General features: G+C 68.6%; 13 protein-coding genes and 1 pseudogene. 13 read left to right on the forward strand and 1 reads right to left on the reverse strand.

Going from position 1 to position 18,051, the window contains the following annotated elements; translation table 11 throughout:
• Positions 1–397: 397 nt before the first annotated feature.
• The 7 genes from MJ797_RS19610 to leuA all read left to right on the forward strand — a co-directional run bounded on the left by MJ797_RS19610 (position 398) and on the right by leuA (position 10,542).
• Positions 398–2,023 carry a penicillin-binding transpeptidase domain-containing protein gene (locus MJ797_RS19610; protein WP_239337679.1) on the forward strand — a complete coding sequence of 542 codons (1,626 nt, stop codon included), beginning with the start codon at positions 398–400 and terminating at the stop codon, positions 2,021–2,023.
• Positions 2,024–2,243: 220 nt separating this feature from the next.
• Positions 2,244–4,070 carry an acetolactate synthase large subunit gene (locus tag MJ797_RS19615; RefSeq protein ID WP_255739234.1) on the forward strand — a complete coding sequence of 609 codons (1,827 nt, stop codon included), beginning with the start codon at positions 2,244–2,246 and terminating at the stop codon, positions 4,068–4,070.
• Positions 4,071–4,074: 4 nt separating this feature from the next.
• Positions 4,075–4,599, forward strand: a complete 525-nt coding sequence (gene ilvN, locus MJ797_RS19620) for an acetolactate synthase small subunit (protein ID WP_239337690.1) — start codon at positions 4,075–4,077, stop codon at positions 4,597–4,599.
• Between the two features lie 75 nt (positions 4,600–4,674).
• The gene (gene ilvC, locus MJ797_RS19625) at positions 4,675–5,676 is read left to right on the forward strand and encodes a ketol-acid reductoisomerase (RefSeq protein WP_239337691.1); all 1,002 of its coding nucleotides are present in this window, start codon (positions 4,675–4,677) and stop codon (positions 5,674–5,676) included.
• A gap of 164 nt (positions 5,677–5,840) precedes the next feature.
• Positions 5,841–7,430 (forward strand): phosphoglycerate dehydrogenase, encoded by a 1,590-nt coding sequence (gene serA / locus MJ797_RS19630; protein WP_239337692.1) that lies wholly within the window; start codon positions 5,841–5,843, stop codon positions 7,428–7,430.
• 146 nt (positions 7,431–7,576) lie between these two features.
• The gene (locus MJ797_RS19635) at positions 7,577–8,413 is read left to right on the forward strand and encodes a septum formation family protein (RefSeq protein ID WP_239337701.1); all 837 of its coding nucleotides are present in this window, start codon (positions 7,577–7,579) and stop codon (positions 8,411–8,413) included.
• Positions 8,414–8,826: 413 nt separating this feature from the next.
• Positions 8,827–10,542, forward strand: a complete 1,716-nt coding sequence (gene leuA / locus MJ797_RS19640) for a 2-isopropylmalate synthase (RefSeq protein ID WP_374582616.1) — start codon at positions 8,827–8,829, stop codon at positions 10,540–10,542.
• Positions 10,543–10,564: 22 nt separating this feature from the next.
• Here the strand turns inward: leuA and MJ797_RS19645 are convergent, their stop codons facing one another.
• Positions 10,565–11,881, reverse strand: coding sequence for an EAL domain-containing protein (locus MJ797_RS19645; protein ID WP_239337703.1), 1,317 nt, complete (start codon positions 11,879–11,881; stop codon positions 10,565–10,567).
• 317 nt (positions 11,882–12,198) lie between these two features.
• Between MJ797_RS19645 and MJ797_RS19650 the strand changes: the two genes are divergently transcribed.
• The 6 genes and pseudogenes from MJ797_RS19650 to MJ797_RS19675 form a co-directional block, all read left to right on the forward strand.
• Positions 12,199–13,236, forward strand: a complete 1,038-nt coding sequence (locus MJ797_RS19650; RefSeq protein WP_239337706.1) for a 3-isopropylmalate dehydrogenase — start codon at positions 12,199–12,201, stop codon at positions 13,234–13,236.
• A 212-nt stretch (positions 13,237–13,448) separates the two neighbouring features.
• Positions 13,449–14,378, forward strand: a complete 930-nt coding sequence (gene ilvE, locus MJ797_RS19655) for a branched-chain-amino-acid transaminase (RefSeq protein WP_239337709.1) — start codon at positions 13,449–13,451, stop codon at positions 14,376–14,378.
• Between the two features lie 310 nt (positions 14,379–14,688).
• Positions 14,689–15,075, forward strand: a complete 387-nt coding sequence (locus MJ797_RS19660) for a cyclic nucleotide-binding/CBS domain-containing protein (protein ID WP_239337739.1) — start codon at positions 14,689–14,691, stop codon at positions 15,073–15,075.
• 127 nt (positions 15,076–15,202) lie between these two features.
• Positions 15,203–15,880 carry a Crp/Fnr family transcriptional regulator gene (locus MJ797_RS19665; protein ID WP_239310714.1) on the forward strand — a complete coding sequence of 226 codons (678 nt, stop codon included), beginning with the start codon at positions 15,203–15,205 and terminating at the stop codon, positions 15,878–15,880.
• Between the two features lie 214 nt (positions 15,881–16,094).
• Positions 16,095–17,777 (forward strand): citramalate synthase, encoded by a 1,683-nt coding sequence (gene cimA, locus MJ797_RS19670; RefSeq protein WP_239337741.1) that lies wholly within the window; start codon positions 16,095–16,097, stop codon positions 17,775–17,777.
• A 41-nt stretch (positions 17,778–17,818) separates the two neighbouring features.
• Positions 17,819–18,051: pseudogene (locus MJ797_RS19675) on the forward strand (toll/interleukin-1 receptor domain-containing protein); the annotation flags it as partial.

Here is an 18,051-nt window from a genome sequence, read left to right on the forward strand (position 1 = left end):
GAAGGGCATGAAGGGCCAGGCTGACGCGAACGCCACGCGCAAGCTCCTGCTGGAACGCCTGAAGGGGTAGGCAGCCGCTGTCCGCTGTCGCTCTTGCCCACGTCTGGTGACTGCTGGTGCTGCCGATGGGTGGGACTCGTTGTCATCGCGGGGTTTTCCATCCATCGGTCGAACGACGCATGACCACGCCGTTACGTTTTTACGACAGCTTTCGGTGTGTCGCGCGGCCGGGAGCACGGGGCTGTCCGTAGACTCGCGACTGCGCCCGGAAAAGTCCGTCAAAAGCCAAGAATCGTGGCGTACCCGGCCACCATCTCTGGGAGGAGTGCCCGCCACGGTGCCTCTCACCTCCAGTGGGCTCACTGCCTCGGCCTCGTGGCGACGCGGGCGTGGCCGTATGCTCATCGCGCTTGTGGTTGTCATCCTGTTGCTGGCCGCGGCCGGTGCCGGGTACGTCGTGAAGACCCGCGCCGACGCGCGCGCCGCGGACCACGCGGCGGCCGGCGCCGCCCAGGCGTACCTCGCCAGCTGGCAGAACCTCGGTTCGCTCGGCGACCCGGGTGGGGACACGGCCGTGACCACCGCCGCGCAGGATCAGGGCCGGGCCGGCGTGACCGCTGCCAGCGTGCCGGCCGCCATCACCGTGGACCAGCTCGTGGCAACGATGGTCGACGTCCGCACCAGGCTGAACGTCGCGGGAGCCCGCTTCGCAGCCGGCCCGTTGCATCGCCAGGACGCGACGGCGACGGTCGGTTACTCGGCGACCCTCGTCCTCACGGGTTTTGGTGAGCCGTACACCTACGATGGCGTGCTGCATCTGGTGCGCCGCGGCAAGGCCTGGAAGGTGCAGGCCCGTCCTGACTCGGTCAACCCGGCGCTGGCGCCCGGCCTCCGGCTGGACCGTACCCCCTCCACAGGCAGGCGGGGCCAGCTGCTCGACGCGAACGGGCAGCCGCTCGGGGCTGACGCGGAGCTTGCCGGCAACCTGATCGGTCAGGTCTCCCCGCTGTCGGGGCTGCAGCGGGTTTATGACCCCGACCTCGCCCCCCACGGTGGCACGGTGGTCGTCCGCAACGATCGGAACGAGACGGTCAGCACCCTGCGGGCGTATCCGATGGCGGATGGCAAGGATGTCCGGACCACACTCGACCTGAAGGTGCAGCGCGCCGGTGAGGCCGCGGTGTCGACAGCCATCAGGCCCAACGGGGCACTGGTCGCTATCGACACCCGGACCGGCGGGGTCCTGGCCCTGGTGAACCATCCGCTCAACGGCTACGGCCGGGCCGCGATCGGCAGATACCCGCCGGGCTCCACCTTCAAGATCGTCACTGCGACCGCGGCGCTGATGGCCGGTAAGGACGCGAATACCTCGTTGGACTGCACGCAGACGGTGGCAGTCGGTGGGCGTACGTTCCAGAACGCCGAGGCCGAACAGTTCGGCCCGATTCCGCTGCGGGCGGCGTTCGCCCGTAGCTGCAACACCGCGTTCATCCGTCTCGAGCAGTCGCTGCCGGACTCCGCGCTGGAACAGGCCGCGAAGCTGTACGGCTTCGACGGCACCCAGCCGCTGCCGATCGCGAGTGTGGGTGGCTCGTTCCCGCCACCCAAGGACGCGGTCGAGTCGGCGTCCGCCGCGATCGGGCAGGGCAAGGTGTCCGCGAGCCCACTGCAGATGGCGAGCGTGGCTGCGGCCGTGGCCAGCGGGACCTGGCGCCAGCCTTTCGTAGCCGGCAGCGCGCCCAGGAGCAATGCGTTGCCCCCGGCGGTGGTCGCGCCGTTGCAGGATTTCATGCGCGCGGTGGTCACCGAGGGCACGGCGAACGCGGTTGCCTTTCCCGGTGAGGTGCATGGCAAGACCGGCACGGCCGAGTACAAGGACGGCAACCCGCCGCCGACCCACGGCTGGTTCGTCGGCTACCGCGGCACTGTCGCGTTTGCGGTCATCGTTGAGGACGGGGGCTTCGGCGCGCAGTCGGCGGCCCCGGTGGCGGCCCGTTTCCTGGCGGGCCTCGGCGCCCCCTGAGCATCGCCGCTCCCTGACCGTCGCTGGTGGTTGTCCGGGACGTGGTGTTTCGTTGTGGTTGCGTGGAGGACCTTGACGGGGGCGCGAATGTCGGGGAAGGTAGTCGCATGCTTCCCGGAATCCTCGTACGTGAAGAGCGTGCGTAGCCGATCAGAGACCTTGGTCGAATACAGACTGCGTGCGCCGCCCCTCAGTGCCTTCTGGCACGGGGGGTTTTTTTATGCCCGGCACGACCCACCCGTCACCCCCGTGGAACGTCAAGGAAGACGATCAGATGAGCAGAGAGATCACCGGAGCGCAGTCGCTCGTGCTTTCGCTGGAGGAGGCCGGAGCCGACGTGGTCTTCGGCATTCCTGGCGGCGCGATCCTGCCGTTGTATGACCCGTTGTACGACGCTGAGCGTCTCCGCCACATCCTGGTTCGCCACGAGCAGGGGGCGGGGCACGCCGCCGAGGGTTACGCGCAGGCGACCGGCCGGGTGGGCGTGTGCGTCGCGACCTCCGGGCCGGGTGCGACGAACCTGGTCACGCCGATCGCGGACGCCTACATGGACTCGGTGCCCATGGTGGCGATCACCGGCCAGGTGCCGAGCGCGGCGATCGGGACGGACGCCTTCCAGGAAGCCGACATCTGCGGCATCACGCTGCCGATCACGAAGCACAACTTCCTGGTGCACTCCGCGGACGACATCCCGCGCACGATCGCCGAGGCGTTCCACCTGGCTTCGACGGGACGTCCCGGGCCGGTCCTGGTCGACCTGCCCAAGGACATCCTGCAGTCGACGACGGCGGTACTGCCGGGCGACATCTGGCCGCCCACGCTGTACCTGCCTGGCTACCGGCCGGTTACTCGGCCGCACGCCAAGCAGATCCGGGAGGCGGCGAAGCTCATCGGTTCCGCCCGTCGCCCGGTCCTGTACGTCGGTGGCGGCGTGCTCAAGGCACGCGCCGCCGCCGAGCTGCGCGGATTCGCCGAGCTCACCGGCATCCCGGTGGTGACGACGCTGATGGCGCGTGGCGCGTTCCCCGACTCTCACCCCCAGCATCTCGGTATGCCCGGCATGCACGGGTCGGTTGCCGCGGTGACGGCGCTACAGAAGTCCGATCTGCTGATCGCCCTGGGCACCCGGTTCGACGACCGGGTGACTGGGAAGCTTGCCTCCTTCGCGCCGAAGGCCGCGGTCATCCACGCCGACATCGATCCGGCTGAGATCGGGAAGAACCGGGCCGCGGACGTGCCGATCGTCGGGGACTGCCGGGAAGTGATCATTGATCTCATTGCCGCGCTGCGGGAGGAGCCGCGGGCGGACCTCGGTGGCTGGTGGCGACAGCTCGACGGCTGGCGCCGGACCTACCCGTTGGGCTACGACCGGCCGGCGGACGGCTCGATCGCGCCGCAGCACGCCATCGAACGGATCGGCGCGATCGCCGGGCCGGACGCGCTGTATGTCGCCGGGGTCGGCCAGCACCAGATGTGGGCGGCGCAGTTCATCTCCTACGAACATCCCTACACCTGGCTGAACTCCGGTGGCCTGGGCACCATGGGCTATGCCGTGCCCGCCGCGATGGGCGCCAAGGCCGGCCGGCCCGACGCGACCGTGTGGGCGATCGACGGCGACGGCTGTTTCCAGATGACCAACCAGGAGCTGGCGACCTGTGCCCTGGAAGGTATTCCGATCAAGGTTGCCATCATCAACAACGGTTCGCTGGGCATGGTCCGGCAGTGGCAGACCCTCTTCTACGACCAGCGTTACTCCAACACCGAGCTCGGCACCCACGCGGGCGGCGCCAGGAAGCATCCACGCCGGGTGCCGGACTTCGTCCGGCTCGCCGAGGCGCTCGGCTGTGTGGGCCTGCGCTGTGAGTCGCCGGACGAGGTCGACGCCACCATCGAGAAGGCCATGGCGATTGACGACGCACCGGTTGTGGTGGATTTCATCGTCCACCCCGACGCGATGGTGTGGCCGATGGTCGCCGCCGGCGCGAGCAACGACGAGATCAGGGTCGCCCGCGACATCGCCCCCGACTTCGACTACGAAGAGGTCTGACACAGTGACCACACACACGCTGTCGGTGTTGGTCGAGAACAAACCCGGTGTCCTCGCGCGTGTCGCGGGACTGTTCTCCCGGCGTGGTTTCAACATCGAGTCGCTCGCGGTCGGACCGACCGAGCACGATGACATCTCCCGCATGACGATTGTCGTGGCAGTCGATGAGCTACCGCTGGAACAGGTTACGAAACAGCTCAACAAACTGGTCAACGTCATAAAGATCGTCGAGATGGACCCAGCCGCGTCGGTCCGGCGGGAGCTGATTCTGATCAAAGTTCGGGCTGACCTGTCGGTTCGTTCGCAGGTCCTGGAAATCGTCGCGCTCTTTCGCGCGAAGGTGGTCGACGTCGTACCCGACGCGGTCACCGTGGAGGCCACCGGGACCCGCGACAAGCTCGACGCCCTCATCCGGATGCTGGAGCCGTTCGGTATCAGGGAACTGGTCCAGTCCGGCATGGTCGCGCTTGGGCGGGGTTCTCGATCGATCACCGATCGCAGTCTGCGGGCTGTCGAGCGGACGGCCTGACCCCCGTTTCGACGTCTGTGCGGCCCGGCGTCCGTCGGTGCCGTGTTCAATCCCCCAAGGAGAGATTCGATCACAATGGCCGAGATCTACTATGATGCCGACGCGTCGCTTGACAACATCAGCAACCGCAAGGTCGCCATCATCGGTTACGGCAGCCAGGGCCACGCGCACGCACTCAACCTGCGGGACAGCGGCGTTGACGTCCGGGTCGGCCTGCCGGAGCACAGCCGCAGCCGGGCGAAGGCGACCGACCAGGGGCTGCGGGTGCTCACGCCGGCCGAGGCGTCCGCCGAAGCAGATGTGATCATGCTGCTCGCGCCGGACACGGCCCACCGCAAGATCTATGCGGAGTCCATCGCGCCGAACCTCGCGCCGGGCAAGGCCCTCGCGTTCGGGCATGGTTTCAACATCCGCTACGGTCTGATCGAAGCGCCGGCCGGGGTGGACGTGTTCATGGTCGCCCCGAAAGGCCCCGGCCACCTCGTCCGGCGGACCTTCACCGAGGGGAAGGGCGTTCCCGTGCTCGTCGCGGTGGCGGCCGACGCCTCGGGCGGCGCGCTGCCGCTGGCGCTCGCGTACGCCAAGGCGATCGGCGGTACCCGCGCGGGCGCGCTCCGCACGACTTTCACCGAGGAGACCGAGACGGATCTCTTCGGCGAGCAGGCGGTCCTGTGCGGGGGCGCGAGCGCGCTGGTGCAGGCTGGTTTTGAAACGCTGGTCGAGGCCGGGTACCAGCCTGAGGTGGCCTACTTCGAATGCCTGCACGAGCTCAAGCTGATTGTCGACCTCATGTATGAGGGCGGTATCAGCCAGATGCGCTACTCGATTTCCGATACCGCCGAGTACGGTGACGTCACCCGCGGCCCACGCGTGGTGACACCAGCGGTAAGGGAAGAAATGCGCCGCATTCTCACCGAGATCCGGGATGGGTCGTTCGCCCGCGAGTGGATCGCCGAGGACGATGCCGGCCGCCCGAATTTCACCAAGCTCGTGGAGGAGGGGAAGAACCATCCGATCGAGCAGGTCGGGGCCCAGCTGCGGCCACTGATGTCCTGGATCTCCAAGCCGGCTGGCTGACGACCGCTTCCGAGTGGACGGGCCGCACCCGTGGGTCCTGTCCACTCGGTACGCTTGGCCGCGCTCGCTGGTATCCGCGTCCGCCGGCACACGGGCCCGCGAGGATCTGTCCGTGCCGTCCTCTCGTGTCTTTCCACAAGGCCGTCTTCCCAAGGAGCCCTACCGTGCCCGTCGTCCTGGTTGCCGAGGAGCTGTCACCGGCCGGGCTGGAGCTGCTGTCCGGCGAGTTCGAGGTCCGTCACGTCGACGGGTCCGACCGGGCCGCGCTGCTGGACGCGGTCGCGGGCATCGACGCTCTGATCGTGCGCAGCGCGACCCGGGTGGACGCGGAGGTGCTTGCGGCGGCCGGGTCGCTCAAGGTCGTGGCCCGCGCCGGGATCGGGCTGGACAACGTCGACGTCGCGGCCGCGACGACCCGCGGTGTCATGGTTGTCAACGCTCCGTTGTCGAACATCCTCAGCGCCGCTGAGCATGCTGTCGCGCTGCTGGTGGCGGTGGCCCGCCGGATTCCCGCGGCCAACGCGGCGCTGCGCGCCGGTGAGTGGAAACGGTCGAAGTACGTCGGGGTCGAGCTCGCGGACAAGACCGCGGGTGTCGTCGGGCTCGGGCGCATCGGCGTGCTGGTCGCGCAGCGGCTGTCGGCGTTCGGTATGCGGATCGTCGCCTACGACCCGTACGTCTCGGTGGCCCGCGCCGCCCAGATGGGTGTCCGCCTGGTCGAGCTCGACGAGCTGCTGGCCATCAGCGACGTCATCACGATCCACCTGCCGAAGACCCCGGAGACACTCGGCCTCATCGGCAAGGACGAGCTTGAGCGCGTCAAGCCGGGTGTGATCATCGTTAACGACGCCCGGGGCGGGCTCATCGACGAGTCGGCGCTGGCTGACGCTGTCCGGGACGGCCGGGTCGGCGGTGCCGGTATCGATGTGTTCGCCACCGAGCCGACCACCTCCTCGCCACTGTTCGAGCTCGACAATGTCGTGGTCACCCCGCATCTGGGGGCCTCCACCCAGGAGGCGCAGGACAAGGCGGGTCTTGCCGTCGCCCGGTCGGTACGCCTGGCGCTGCGCGGTGAGTTCGTGCCGGACGCGGTGAACGTACAGGCGGGCGGAGTCGTGGCCGAGGAGGTGCGGCCCGGGCTCGCGCTCGCGGAGAAGCTCGGCCAGTTGTTCACGGGGATCGCTGGAGGGCTCGCCGCCGGGATCACCGTTGAGGTCCGCGGCGAGATTGCCGCCCATGACGTGTCCGTGTTGCAGCTCGCCGCTCTCAAGGGAGTGTTCACCGACATCATCGAGAAGCAGGTCACCTACGTCAACGCGCCGCTGCTCGCCACGGAGCGGGGGGTCGACGTCCAGCTTGAGACGTCCGAGGAAAGCCCCGACTACCGCAATCTCGTCACGGTGCGCGGGGTGCTGGCGGACGGTACGACCGTGTCGGTCAGTGGCACGCTCACCGGTCCCCGTCAGGTCGAGAAGGTCACCGCGATCGACGACTTCGAGGTGGATCTCCGCCCTCAGGCGCACCTGGCGTTCTTTCGTTACGCCGACCGGCCGGGTGTCGTCGGAGCGGTTGGCGCGCTGCTGGGCGAAGCCCAGATCAACATTGCGAGTGCGCAGGTCAGCAGGCGCAAGGCCGGCGGTGAGGCCCTGATGTCGCTCTCGCTCGACGACGCGGTGCCGCAGGACATCCTGACCGAGATCGCGAAGATCATTGGAGCGTCCGCGGCACGTGCGGTCAGTCTCAGCGACGAGTAGGAGACGGCTGGTTATTGTTCTGTGGCGCTCGTCCGAAAGCTATCGGGTATATGTCCGATCGCGTGTCGGAATCCGCGGCCGTGACCTGCTCCCCGGTTCGCTTGCCGTGGTGTGGGAACCGGCGTCCCGGGTTTACCGTGAATGCCATGGCTCGGGACGGTTGTCAGGACCCCTTCGAGGGGCTGCGCCTCGACGACAGTTTTGTGCGTGGGGCGCGCTTCGTCGAGCCTTCTGCCGACGAACGCGCCGTGACGCATGGTGAGGTGCGATCAGCTCATTGCCGGGTGCAACCTGCCCACCGCGGTGTCCCGAGCGCCTTCCAGCGCTGGGCGTGGGCGCCATCCTCCCCGCGTGGCCGCCGGGCCACCCGGTTCGTGGCGCTGGTGACGGTGTTGGCCGGGGTGGCTGGCCTTGGGCTGTTCCTGCTCCGCCACGGTGTCCCGCGCATGGCCGCGGTCTCGGCGCCGGCGCCGTCCGCGGGTATCCCGGCCCGGGTGTATGACCACGCCGGGAGTGGCTCGCCCGGCGTGGCTCCGGCGAGCCCGGCCGTGGATGTGGCGAGCCCGCCGCCCGGTGATGATCAGCGGTTCGCGGTTGACGCGGCCCTGTTGGCGGGCCTGCGGGAGGGTGACTGCCTGACATGGGCCCCCGATCCGGCTCGCACGGTCCTGCCGATCCGGGTGCCATGCGAGCAGCCGCATGTTGATCAGGTTACCCGGGTGCTCGACCTTGCCGGCCCGTTCCCAGCCTGGCCCGTCTGGCCGGGTTCGGAAGAGCTGGCGAGCGCGGCCCGGACGAACTGCCCGGACGTCGCGCGGAGCCTTGCCGGCAGCACCGAAACGGCTCCGGATATGCGGACCGCGTCCATCCATCCGGAGGAGCCGGAATGGCTGGCCGGCGCCTATGGTCTCGTCTGCACGGTCCGTACGGGCGACCTGCGGCCGCGGGTGGGGCCGGTGCGGGCCGTGGGTGTGGCCACCTGAAGCGTTCCCGGACCGGCCCCGACGCACCCGCCGTCCTTGGTTCCACTTCGGATATCAGCGTCGAGGGAGTAGGCTCAGCCGGCAATGCGCGCGCTCCTGCTTCTTAGAGCGCCCGGCAATAGGGGAGTGGATCAAAGAGCGGGGCTGAGGTGCGTGCATCGCGAGGCGGCGGAGAGAGTCACCGGAGATGTTGGGTGGCGACTGACGAGCCGGGGTACCCGTGCCTCGTGCGGCGATGGACGGGGAGCGATGCGGCGAGGTGCGTGCCCTGGCCCCGCGATGCCGCGTCCCCTATTGCCGGAGCCTCTTAGCTGCCGCGGCGGGGCCTGAGACAGGTCGGCTTCCTCGCCGCGGAGTTCGGTGCGCGCCGGCCGCCGCAGGCTTTTCCGCCGGAAGCTTGGAGCAGCAGAGCAGTGACTACCTCGCAGCAGCCCTCGGGCATGCCTATCGACAAGTACCGGCCGTTCACTCCAGTGGACCTGCCGGACCGGACCTGGCCGGGCCGCACGATCACGCGGGCACCTCGGTGGTGCAGTGTGGACCTGCGTGACGGCAACCAGGCACTGATCGACCCGATGACGCCCGCACGCAAGATGCGGATGTTCGATCTGCTCGTCCGGATGGGTTACAAGGAGATCGAGGTCGGCTTCCCCGCCGCGAGCCAGACGGACTTCGATTTCATCCGTCAGCTCATCGAGGGCGGTCATATTCCCGCTGACGTCACCGTGCAGGTACTGACCCAGGCCCGGGAGGAGCTGATCGAACGCACGATCACCTCACTGATCGGGGCGCCTCGGGTCCTGGTGCACCTGTACAACTCGACGTCGACGCTGCAACGCCGAGTCGTGTTCGGGCTCGATCGCGAGGGCGTCAGCGACATCGCCGTCCAGGGCGCGCAGTGGTGCGCCCGCTATGCGGACAAACTCCTGAGCGGAAGCGACGTCCGGTGGCAGTACAGCCCGGAGTCGTTCACCGGAACGGAGCTGGAATACGCCCTCGAGGTGTGTGAGGCGGTCATGGACGTCTGGCAGCCGACGCCGGACCGGCCGGTGGTGCTGAACCTGCCCGCGACCGTCGAAATGGCCACCCCTAACGTCTACGCGGACCAGATCGAGTGGATGTCACGCAACCTGACTCGGCGGGACAGCGTCGTGCTGTCCCTGCATCCGCACAATGACCGTGGCTGCGCGGTCGCGGCCGCCGAGCTCGGGGTCATGGCCGGGGCTGACCGGATCGAGGGGTGCCTGTTCGGCAACGGCGAACGCACCGGCAATGTCTGTCTGGTGACCCTCGGGCTGAACCTGTTCTCCCAGGGCGTCGACCCCGAAATCAACTTCAGCGACATCGACGAGATCCGCCGCGGTGTCGAGTACTGCAACCAGCTTCCGGTGCATCCCCGCCACCCCTATGGCGGCGATCTTGTCTACACCGCGTTCTCCGGTTCGCATCAGGACGCCATCAAAAAGGGTTTCGAGGCGATGGAGCGGACCGGGCAGCGGCGCTGGGAAGTGCCCTACCTGCCCATCGACCCGATGGACGTGGGCCGGTCATACGAGGCTGTCATCCGCGTGAACAGCCAGTCGGGTAAGGGCGGCGTCGCCTACCTGCTGAAGTCGGAGCACTCGCTGGACCTGCCGCGCCGGCTGCAGATCGAGTTCTCCCGCGTCGTGCAGCGCCACACCGACGGTACCGGCGGCGAGGTGACCGGTACGCAGCTGTGGGAGATCTTCTCGCGTGAGTACTTCCTCGCCGGTGACGACACGGACGCCCCGCTGGAGCTGCTGGGTTCCCGCACCACGGCGGCACACGGCGAACGCGACGAGGTCAATGTCTCGGTGCGCATCCACGGCGGCGACGAGGTCATCAGCGGTACTGGTAACGGTCCGATCGACGCGTTCGTGACCGCTCTCGCCGAACGGGACATCGATGTCCGGGTGCTCGACTATCACGAGCACGCCCTCGGCTCCGGCGCCGACGCCCGTGCCGCCGCCTATCTGGAGGTGGCTGTAGGGGGCCGGGTGTGCTGGGGCGTCGGCATCGACCCGAACATCGTCACCGCCTCGCTGCGGGCGGTGGTGAGCGCGGTCAACCGGGCCGCGCGGGACAAGGGCGTCGTCGACGGACCGTGACGACGAGCCGCTGAACGCGATGTCACCGGACCTCCACGGGGAGGCTGACGGAGATCTCGAGGGGGAGGCTGGCTGGCTTGGCCGGGGCGGCCGGGGCGGCATAGCTGACCTGGCAGCGGGAGCCCGGCTGCCAGGGAACCCGGCCCGCCGCCCGCGCGGACGGCGGGCCGGCCATCTCCGCGAGGCGGAGAAGCAGGCGCTCGACCCGGACCAGGCCGACGGGGTGCCCCATCTCGGTGACCACCACAACCGGATCGAAGCGCTGGGACGGTGTACGGCTCATCGCGCGGCGCGCCACCTCGACGACATGTTCATCGGGCCGGGCGCACATGCCGGCCAGAGCACCACGGGTGATATCGCCGCTGGCGGTGCCGTGGCCGGCGCCGATGGCACCGCTCCGGGGCCGGGGCGCCATGCCGGGCCGGCGGGTGGCTGCCGGTGGGGCGTCGCGGTGGGGACGGGCGTCCCCACCGGGGGTCCATAGCTGTTCGAGCAGGCTGCCCACGCCGTCGCCGCGCTCTGTCCGCTGGGCGAGCAGCCGGATGCGCCGAGAGATCGTCGGGTCCAGGCGCTGCCAGCTGGCCGCTGGGCGGCCCAGGTGCCAGCCCTGCCCGAACGGGATGCCGAGGGCCACGAGCATCGCCAGTTCCTCGTCACGCTCGACCCCCTCCGCGATCACCCATGCGCCGAGCCGGTTGGCGAAGACGTTGACCAGTTCGGCCAACGTTCGTCTGACCTGGTCGACGTTTGCGCGGGCGACGAGATCCCGGTCGAGTTTGACCAGCTCGGGGCGGATCAGCGCGAGCTGGCGAAGTCCCGCGTAGCCGGAGCCGACGTCGTCCAGCGCGATGACGCCGCCGCGGTCGCGCAGCGCCTGGGCGGTGACGACGATCTCAGGGGCACGCTCGGCGGTGCTGATCGCCTCGTTGAGCTCCATGACCAACCCGTTCAGGTCGGCGTCGAGCCAGACCGCGGCGACCTCCGGAGCAGTCAGCAGGTGCGGCATGACGTTGACGGCGAGAAAACAGTTGGGCGGGAGCCGGTCGCGCGCCGCGAGCGCCTCCCGCAGGACCCTGGCTTCGAACCGCGCGGCGACCCCGGCGCGATCAGCGGCGGCGAACCACAGGTCGGGCGATGGCGCCGCGCTCGCCCCGAAGCGCGCAAGCGCTTCGTAACCGGCAATCACACCGCGGCGGAGGTCGACGATCGGCTGGAAGACGACCCGCGGCTGACCGGGATCGGCCAGCGCCCGGTGCAGCGCCACGGACCATCCACCCGTGCCGTCGGTCGCCTTCTCGTGGCCGGGGGGGCTCGTGGCCGGGATTTTTTCAAGAATCATGCGCCGTTCACCCCTTTACGCCGTCGCATGTGTGTCCCGTCGCGTGCCGTCCGCGTCCGCCGGTATGAGGTTCCTATCATTTTCATTCCATCGTCGCTTACTCCACGTACTGATTCGTGACTGGTCGTGACATATGATCGATGGACTCTACGTGAGGGGCATGGTCGTCTTCGACGTGTCATCCTGCGTGTCGTGAGCCTTTTCCCTGCTCAAAACAGGCTCGCAGGGGGTTGGGAATGCGGTAGGGGGAACCGTGGGGGCTGGTCGGGCCCGACCCGTGGGGGCAGGGGTGACGCTGCCGGTTTACAGTCGCGCCCATGAGGCTTGCGGTTATCGGCGGGGACGGCATCGGACCAGAGGTTGTCGCGGAAGGGCTGCGCGTACTGCGTGTCGTCGAACCCAAGGTGGAGACGACCGGCTACGACCTGGGCGCGCGCCGCTGGCAGGCCACTGGCGAGACCCTGCCCGATTCGGTGCTCGCCGAGCTGCGTGCGCACGACGCCATCCTGCTCGGGGCCGTCGGTGATCCCGCTGTCCCCAGCGGGGTGCTGGAGCGCGGGCTGCTGCTGCGGCTGCGGTTCGAGCTCGACCACTACGTGAATCTGCGCCCGGTGCGGCTTTACCCCGGTGTCGCCACGCCGCTGGCAGGTGAGCCGCACATCGACATGGTGGTGGTGCGGGAGGGAACGGAAGGCCCGTACGTGGGTGCCGGCGGCACGCTGCGCCGGGGCACGCCGTTGGAGGTGGCCACCGAGGAGAGCGTCAACACCCGGCACGGGGTCGAGCGCGTCGTGCGGGACGCGTTCCGCCGGGCGCAGGCCCGTCCTCGGCGGCTGCTGACGCTCGTCCACAAGACCAACGTCCTGACGAGGGCCGGCGACCTGTGGCTGCGCACGGTCGCCGATGTCGCGCCCGAGTTCGCCGATGTGCGGGTCGACTACCAGCACGTGGATGCCGCGTCGATGTTCTTCGTCACCGATCCGGGACGTTTCGACGTCGTCGTGACCGACAACATGTTCGGCGACATCCTCACCGACATCGGTGCCGCGATCACCGGCGGGATAGGACGGGCCGCCAGCGGCAACCTCGACCCGTCCGGGGCACACCCGAGCATGTTCGAACCGGTGCACGGCAGCGCGCCCGACATTGCCGGGAAGGGGATCGCGGACCCGACGGCCACGGTGCTGTCCGTCGCGATGCTGCTCGAGCACCTGGGGCGTCCCGACGACGCGGCCCGCGTCGAGACCGCTGTCGCCGCGGCGCTGACCGACCGTTCCCAGCTGGGCGCCGGTCACGCGGAGCCGCTGTCCACCCGGGCGATCGGCGAGGACCTGGCGGCGCGCGTCGCCGGGTAAGGGGGCGTAAGGGGGCGCTGGGTAGCCCGAAACCGGCCGCCGGGCGGAAGGGCCTGAATGCCTGGCTGCCGGAGCCTGTTTCGGGGCGCTATCCTCAGAGGGGCCGTAGATCCGGTACGACGGCAGCCGACAGGGCCTGACCACGGCGAAGATCGGCAAAATCGTCACTCGTCCGTGCGTTATGTTTCCGTCGCTCACGCCTGGAGTCACTCGTGTCCATCACACCAACGTCAAAGATCTGGATGAGCGGGGAGTTCGTCGACTGGGACGATGCTCGCATCCACGTCCTCAACCCGACCCTTCACTACGGGTGGGGCGTCTTCGAGGGCATCCGCGCCTACTCCACCGCGCGGGGCAGCGCCGTGTTCCGGCTGACCGACCATGTCGCGAGGCTTTATCGCAGCGCCAAGATCTACATGATGGAACCGGAGCTCAGCCAGGCGGAGCTGATTGACGCGATCAAGGAAACGGTCGCGATCAACGAGATCGACGCCTGCTATATCCGGCCCCTGATCTATCTCGGGTACGGCGAGATGGGCCTCAACCCGCTGCCGTCCTCGATCGAGGTGATGATCGCTGTCTGGCCGTGGGGCGCCTATCTGGGGGACGACTCCGGGGAGAAGGGCGTCCGGGCCACCGTCTCGACGTGGCGCCGTAATGACAACAACATCATCCCGCCGGCGGCCAAGGCGTCCGGGCAGTACCTCAACTCCTCGCTCGCCAAGGTCGCGGCGCTCAAAGCCGGCTATGACGAGGCCATCCTGACCAGTCCCAACGGCCATATCGCCGATGGTTCGGGCGAGAACGTCTTCATCGTGTCGGACGGTATGGTCATCACGCCGCCGCTCAGCGACGGTCCGCTCGGCGGCATCACCCGCGCGTCGATCATGCAGATCGCCTCCGATCAGGGCTATCAGGTCCGCGAGCAGCACATCGTCCGCACCGATCTGTACCTGGCGGACGAGGCCTTCTTCACCGGGACCGCGGCCGAGATGGTGCCGATCGTGGAGATCGACGACCGCCCGGTCGGATCGGGCCGTCCTGGGCCGATCACCCGTGAACTGCTGGACCTGTTCCACCAGGCGACACGCGGGGAGCTCGACCGTTACAAGATCTGGAACGAGCCCGTCCGGGAGGCCTGAGGCCACGGGCCTGCGACCGCGGGCCTCAGATCCGCGGCCCGTGGCCCGCGATCGCGGGGCCTGACGCCGGGGCATACAACGGCGACAGCCTGCTTAGAGCGCTCTTAGAGAGCGCTCTAAGGGCGCTTCTTCGCTGGCGTGATCGCGCCAGCAGAGGCTCATCACGGTCGCGGCATCCGGCTCCGCCGTTCCCCACTACCCGTCGTTCGCCATGCCGAACACCGGAGGGCCTGGTCAACTGGTTCCGCTGCGCCTAATGTCTCCTGTCACGTTCTCGTTTCACAAGTTCACAAGCTCCAGGGAGACCGTGATGCGGGTTTGCGACGGAATGAGCGCTCTGGTCCTGATGATCGGACCAGAGCACACCCTGCGTCAGGCGGCGCGGCTCATGGCCGATCGGAAGGTCGGCGCGGCGATTGTGCACGATGTCGACGGTCAGGGATACGGAATTCTTACCGAACGTGATGTGCTGATGTCGGTGGCTGCGGGCCAGAACCCGGACCTCGAACTGGCTGGTGATCATATTACCCGTGATGTCGTGTTCGCTGATCCAGAGTGGTCCCTGGATGAAGCCGCCGCGGCAATGCTTCGTGGCGGGTTCCGGCATTTGATCGTTTGCGAGCGTGGCGGGGTGGCCGGGGTGCTGTCCATGCGGGATGTTGTGCGTTCCTGGAGCGGCCAGCGTTCCGTTGTCTAACTGGTGGCCTTCGGTTGTTTGATCGACTGCCAGCTTCCGCTGGTTTTTTTGCTCCACCGGTGGATATCACTGCCCAAGTCGGGCGCTGGACGCACACGATTCCCGACATTGGCGCTACGGTCACGGTGTGCAGGAGGAAGAAGCGGTCGCGCTGCTCCAGGCGACCACGTTGCTGAAGGAACTGGACGAGCCGGCGCTGGCGCGGCTGGCCGCACGTTCGGTCGTGCGCCGGTATCGCCGTGGCCAAGTTGTCTTTACTGAAGGTGATCCATCTGACACGTTGCTGGTAGTGGCCGCTGGGCGGTTGAAGGTGCTCACGACGGCCGACGACGGCCGGGACCACGTTCTCAACATCGCGGGCCCAGGTGAGACCCTCGGTGAGCTCAACATCGTCGAGGCTGGTCCGCGGTCGGCCAGCGTCGAGGCACTGGAGCCCAGCGAGGCTCTGGTGCTGGACCGTGCGGCCGTGTGGGAGCTGGTGCGGGAGCGGCCAGCCGTCGCGGAGCAGCTCATCCGGGCGCTGGTCGCCCATGTCCGCCGACTGACCGGGGCAAACGCGGACCTGGTCTTCCTCGACCTGCCCCGCCGGGTTGCCAAGTTGCTCCTGCTGCGGATGCGGGAGTCCGGGCGTCCGCTGATCGAGCTTGGTCTGACCCAGACCGAGATCGCCTCCCTGTTGGGCGGTTCCCGTCAGTCGGTCAACCAGGCCATGCGGGAGTTCGAGAAGCGGAAGTGGATTCTGGCCGAAGGGCAGACGATCACCATCCTCGAGGTCGAACGCCTGCGCCGTTTCGCTGGCGACTGATGTGTCGGTGTTGATTTTTCATCGTCCCAGCACTGGCTCAGTGTTGGCTCGATGCCTGGCCGGGCGCGGCTGAGCGGGCGCTTCCCGGCTCCGGGGGGCACCGCCGTAAAGTGGTCAGCCGGCGGTGAACCTGCCCACGTCGCGCGTACCGGCTGCTCACCCCTGCCGCCGGGCGCGTGACATCCCCGGAGATCACGCAGGTGAGAGGCGCGTTGTGCTTCCAGAGGACCCAGGCTCCTTCCATGTTTATGACACGACGCTGCGTGACGGGACCCAGCAGGAGGGGCTTTCGCTGTCGGTCGGCGACAAGCTTGCGGTGGCCCGCCATCTCGACGAGATAGGCGTGGGCTTCATCGAGGGCGGCTGGCCCGGATCGAATCCCAAGGACGCCGAGTTCTTCCGCCGCGCCCGTACCGAGCTGCGCCTGACCCACGCCAGGCTCACCGCGTTCGGCGCGACCCGGCGTGCCGGGCTGGCCGCCGCTGACGACCCTCAGGTCGCGGCTCTGCGGGACGCCGGCACGGATGTCGTCTGTCTGGTCGCGAAGGCCGACCGCCGGCACGTCGAGCGGGCTCTGCGTACCACCCTCGCCGAGAATCTGGCGATGATCCGGGACACCGTGACCCATCTGCGTGCCGAGGGCAAGCGGGTGTTCGTGGACGCCGAGCATTTCTTCGATGGTTACCGCGCCGACACCGACTACGCCCTGGCAATGGTCGGGGTCGCCGCCGAGGCTGGTGCCGAGGTCGTCGTCCTCTGCGACACCAACGGCGGGATGCTGCCGACCCGGATCGGGGACGTCGTCAGCGCCGTCCGCGGCGCCACCGGTGCGCGGCTGGGTATCCACTGCCATGACGACACCGCCTGCGCGGTCGCGAACACCCTGGTCGCGGTCGAGGCTGGAGCCACCCACGTCCAGGGGACCGCCAACGGTTATGGCGAGCGGTGCGGCAACGCCGACCTGTTCAGCGTGATCGCCGGATTGGAGACGAAGCTCGGGCGCCCGGTGCTGCCCGCCGGCAAGCTGCGCGAGCTGGTGCGGGTGTCGCATGCCATCGATGAGATCACCAATCTGGCTCCCGACACCCACCGTGCTTATGTCGGCGCGAGCGCGTTCGCGCACAAGGCCGGGCTGCACGCGAGCGCGGTCAAGATTGATCCGGACATGTACCAGCACGTCGATCCGGCCGCGGTAGGCAACGACATGCGGATGCTGGTCTCGGAGCTCGCCGGCCGCGCCACGATCGAGCTCAAGGGCCGGGAGCTGGGGCTGGACCTCTCCGGCCAGCGCGAGGCCCTCGGCCGGGTCGTGGACCTGGTCAAGGAGCGGGAGGCCGCCGGTTACGCCTACGAGGCGGCGGAGGCATCCTTCGAACTGCTGCTGCGCGACGAGGTCGAAGGCGAGCGGCGCTATTTCACCCTCGAGTCGTGGCGCGTGATCGTCGAGCGGCGGCCCGACGGCGAGGTCGTGAGCGAGGCGACCGTCAAGCTGCTCTCCCGCGGCGTGCGGCATGTGTCGACGGCCGAGGGCAACGGCCCGGTCAACGCCCTTGACCGGGCGTTGCGGGAGGCGCTGGAGAAGGGCTACCCGGGCCTGGCCGACCTCGACCTCGTCGACTACAAGGTGCGCATCCTCGACGGCAGGTCCGGCACTGGCGCGGTGACCCGAGTGCTGGTGGAGACCAGCGACGGCCGCGACCGGTGGGACACGATCGGTGTTGACGAGAACATCATCGCCGCCTCCTGGGAGGCGTTGGCGGATGCGGTCACCTACGGTCTGCGCCGCCAGGGCGAAGGCGCCGGGCGCGACGCCCCGCCCCGGGTATGCCCGGAAGCCGCGGCCGGGGATGCCGGGGAGACGGAGAAGATTACCGCGGTGAATGGGGCGACCACTTAGTGCGCTTATGATCCTCGTGTCCGGCGACGGCGGGGGATGATGTGGGAGACGAGGCAAGCGACGGCGCGGCCGACGGCAGCAGCGATCGTGACGGCGGAGGTGACGCTCCCGCGACGGATCGTCCACCGCGGGTGTTTGTCTCCTACGCCCACGGATCGCCCGAGGACGACGACACCGTCCGGGATCTGTGGATCTTTCTGCGGTCGCGGGGGATCGACGCGAAGCTCGACAAGCCCGCGGCCGAACGCCGGCAGGACTGGCCGCTGTGGATGCT

This window comes from Protofrankia sp. CiP3 (assembly GCF_917627345.1).
In the GTDB taxonomy this organism is placed as follows: domain Bacteria; phylum Actinomycetota; class Actinomycetes; order Frankiales; family Frankiaceae; genus Protofrankia.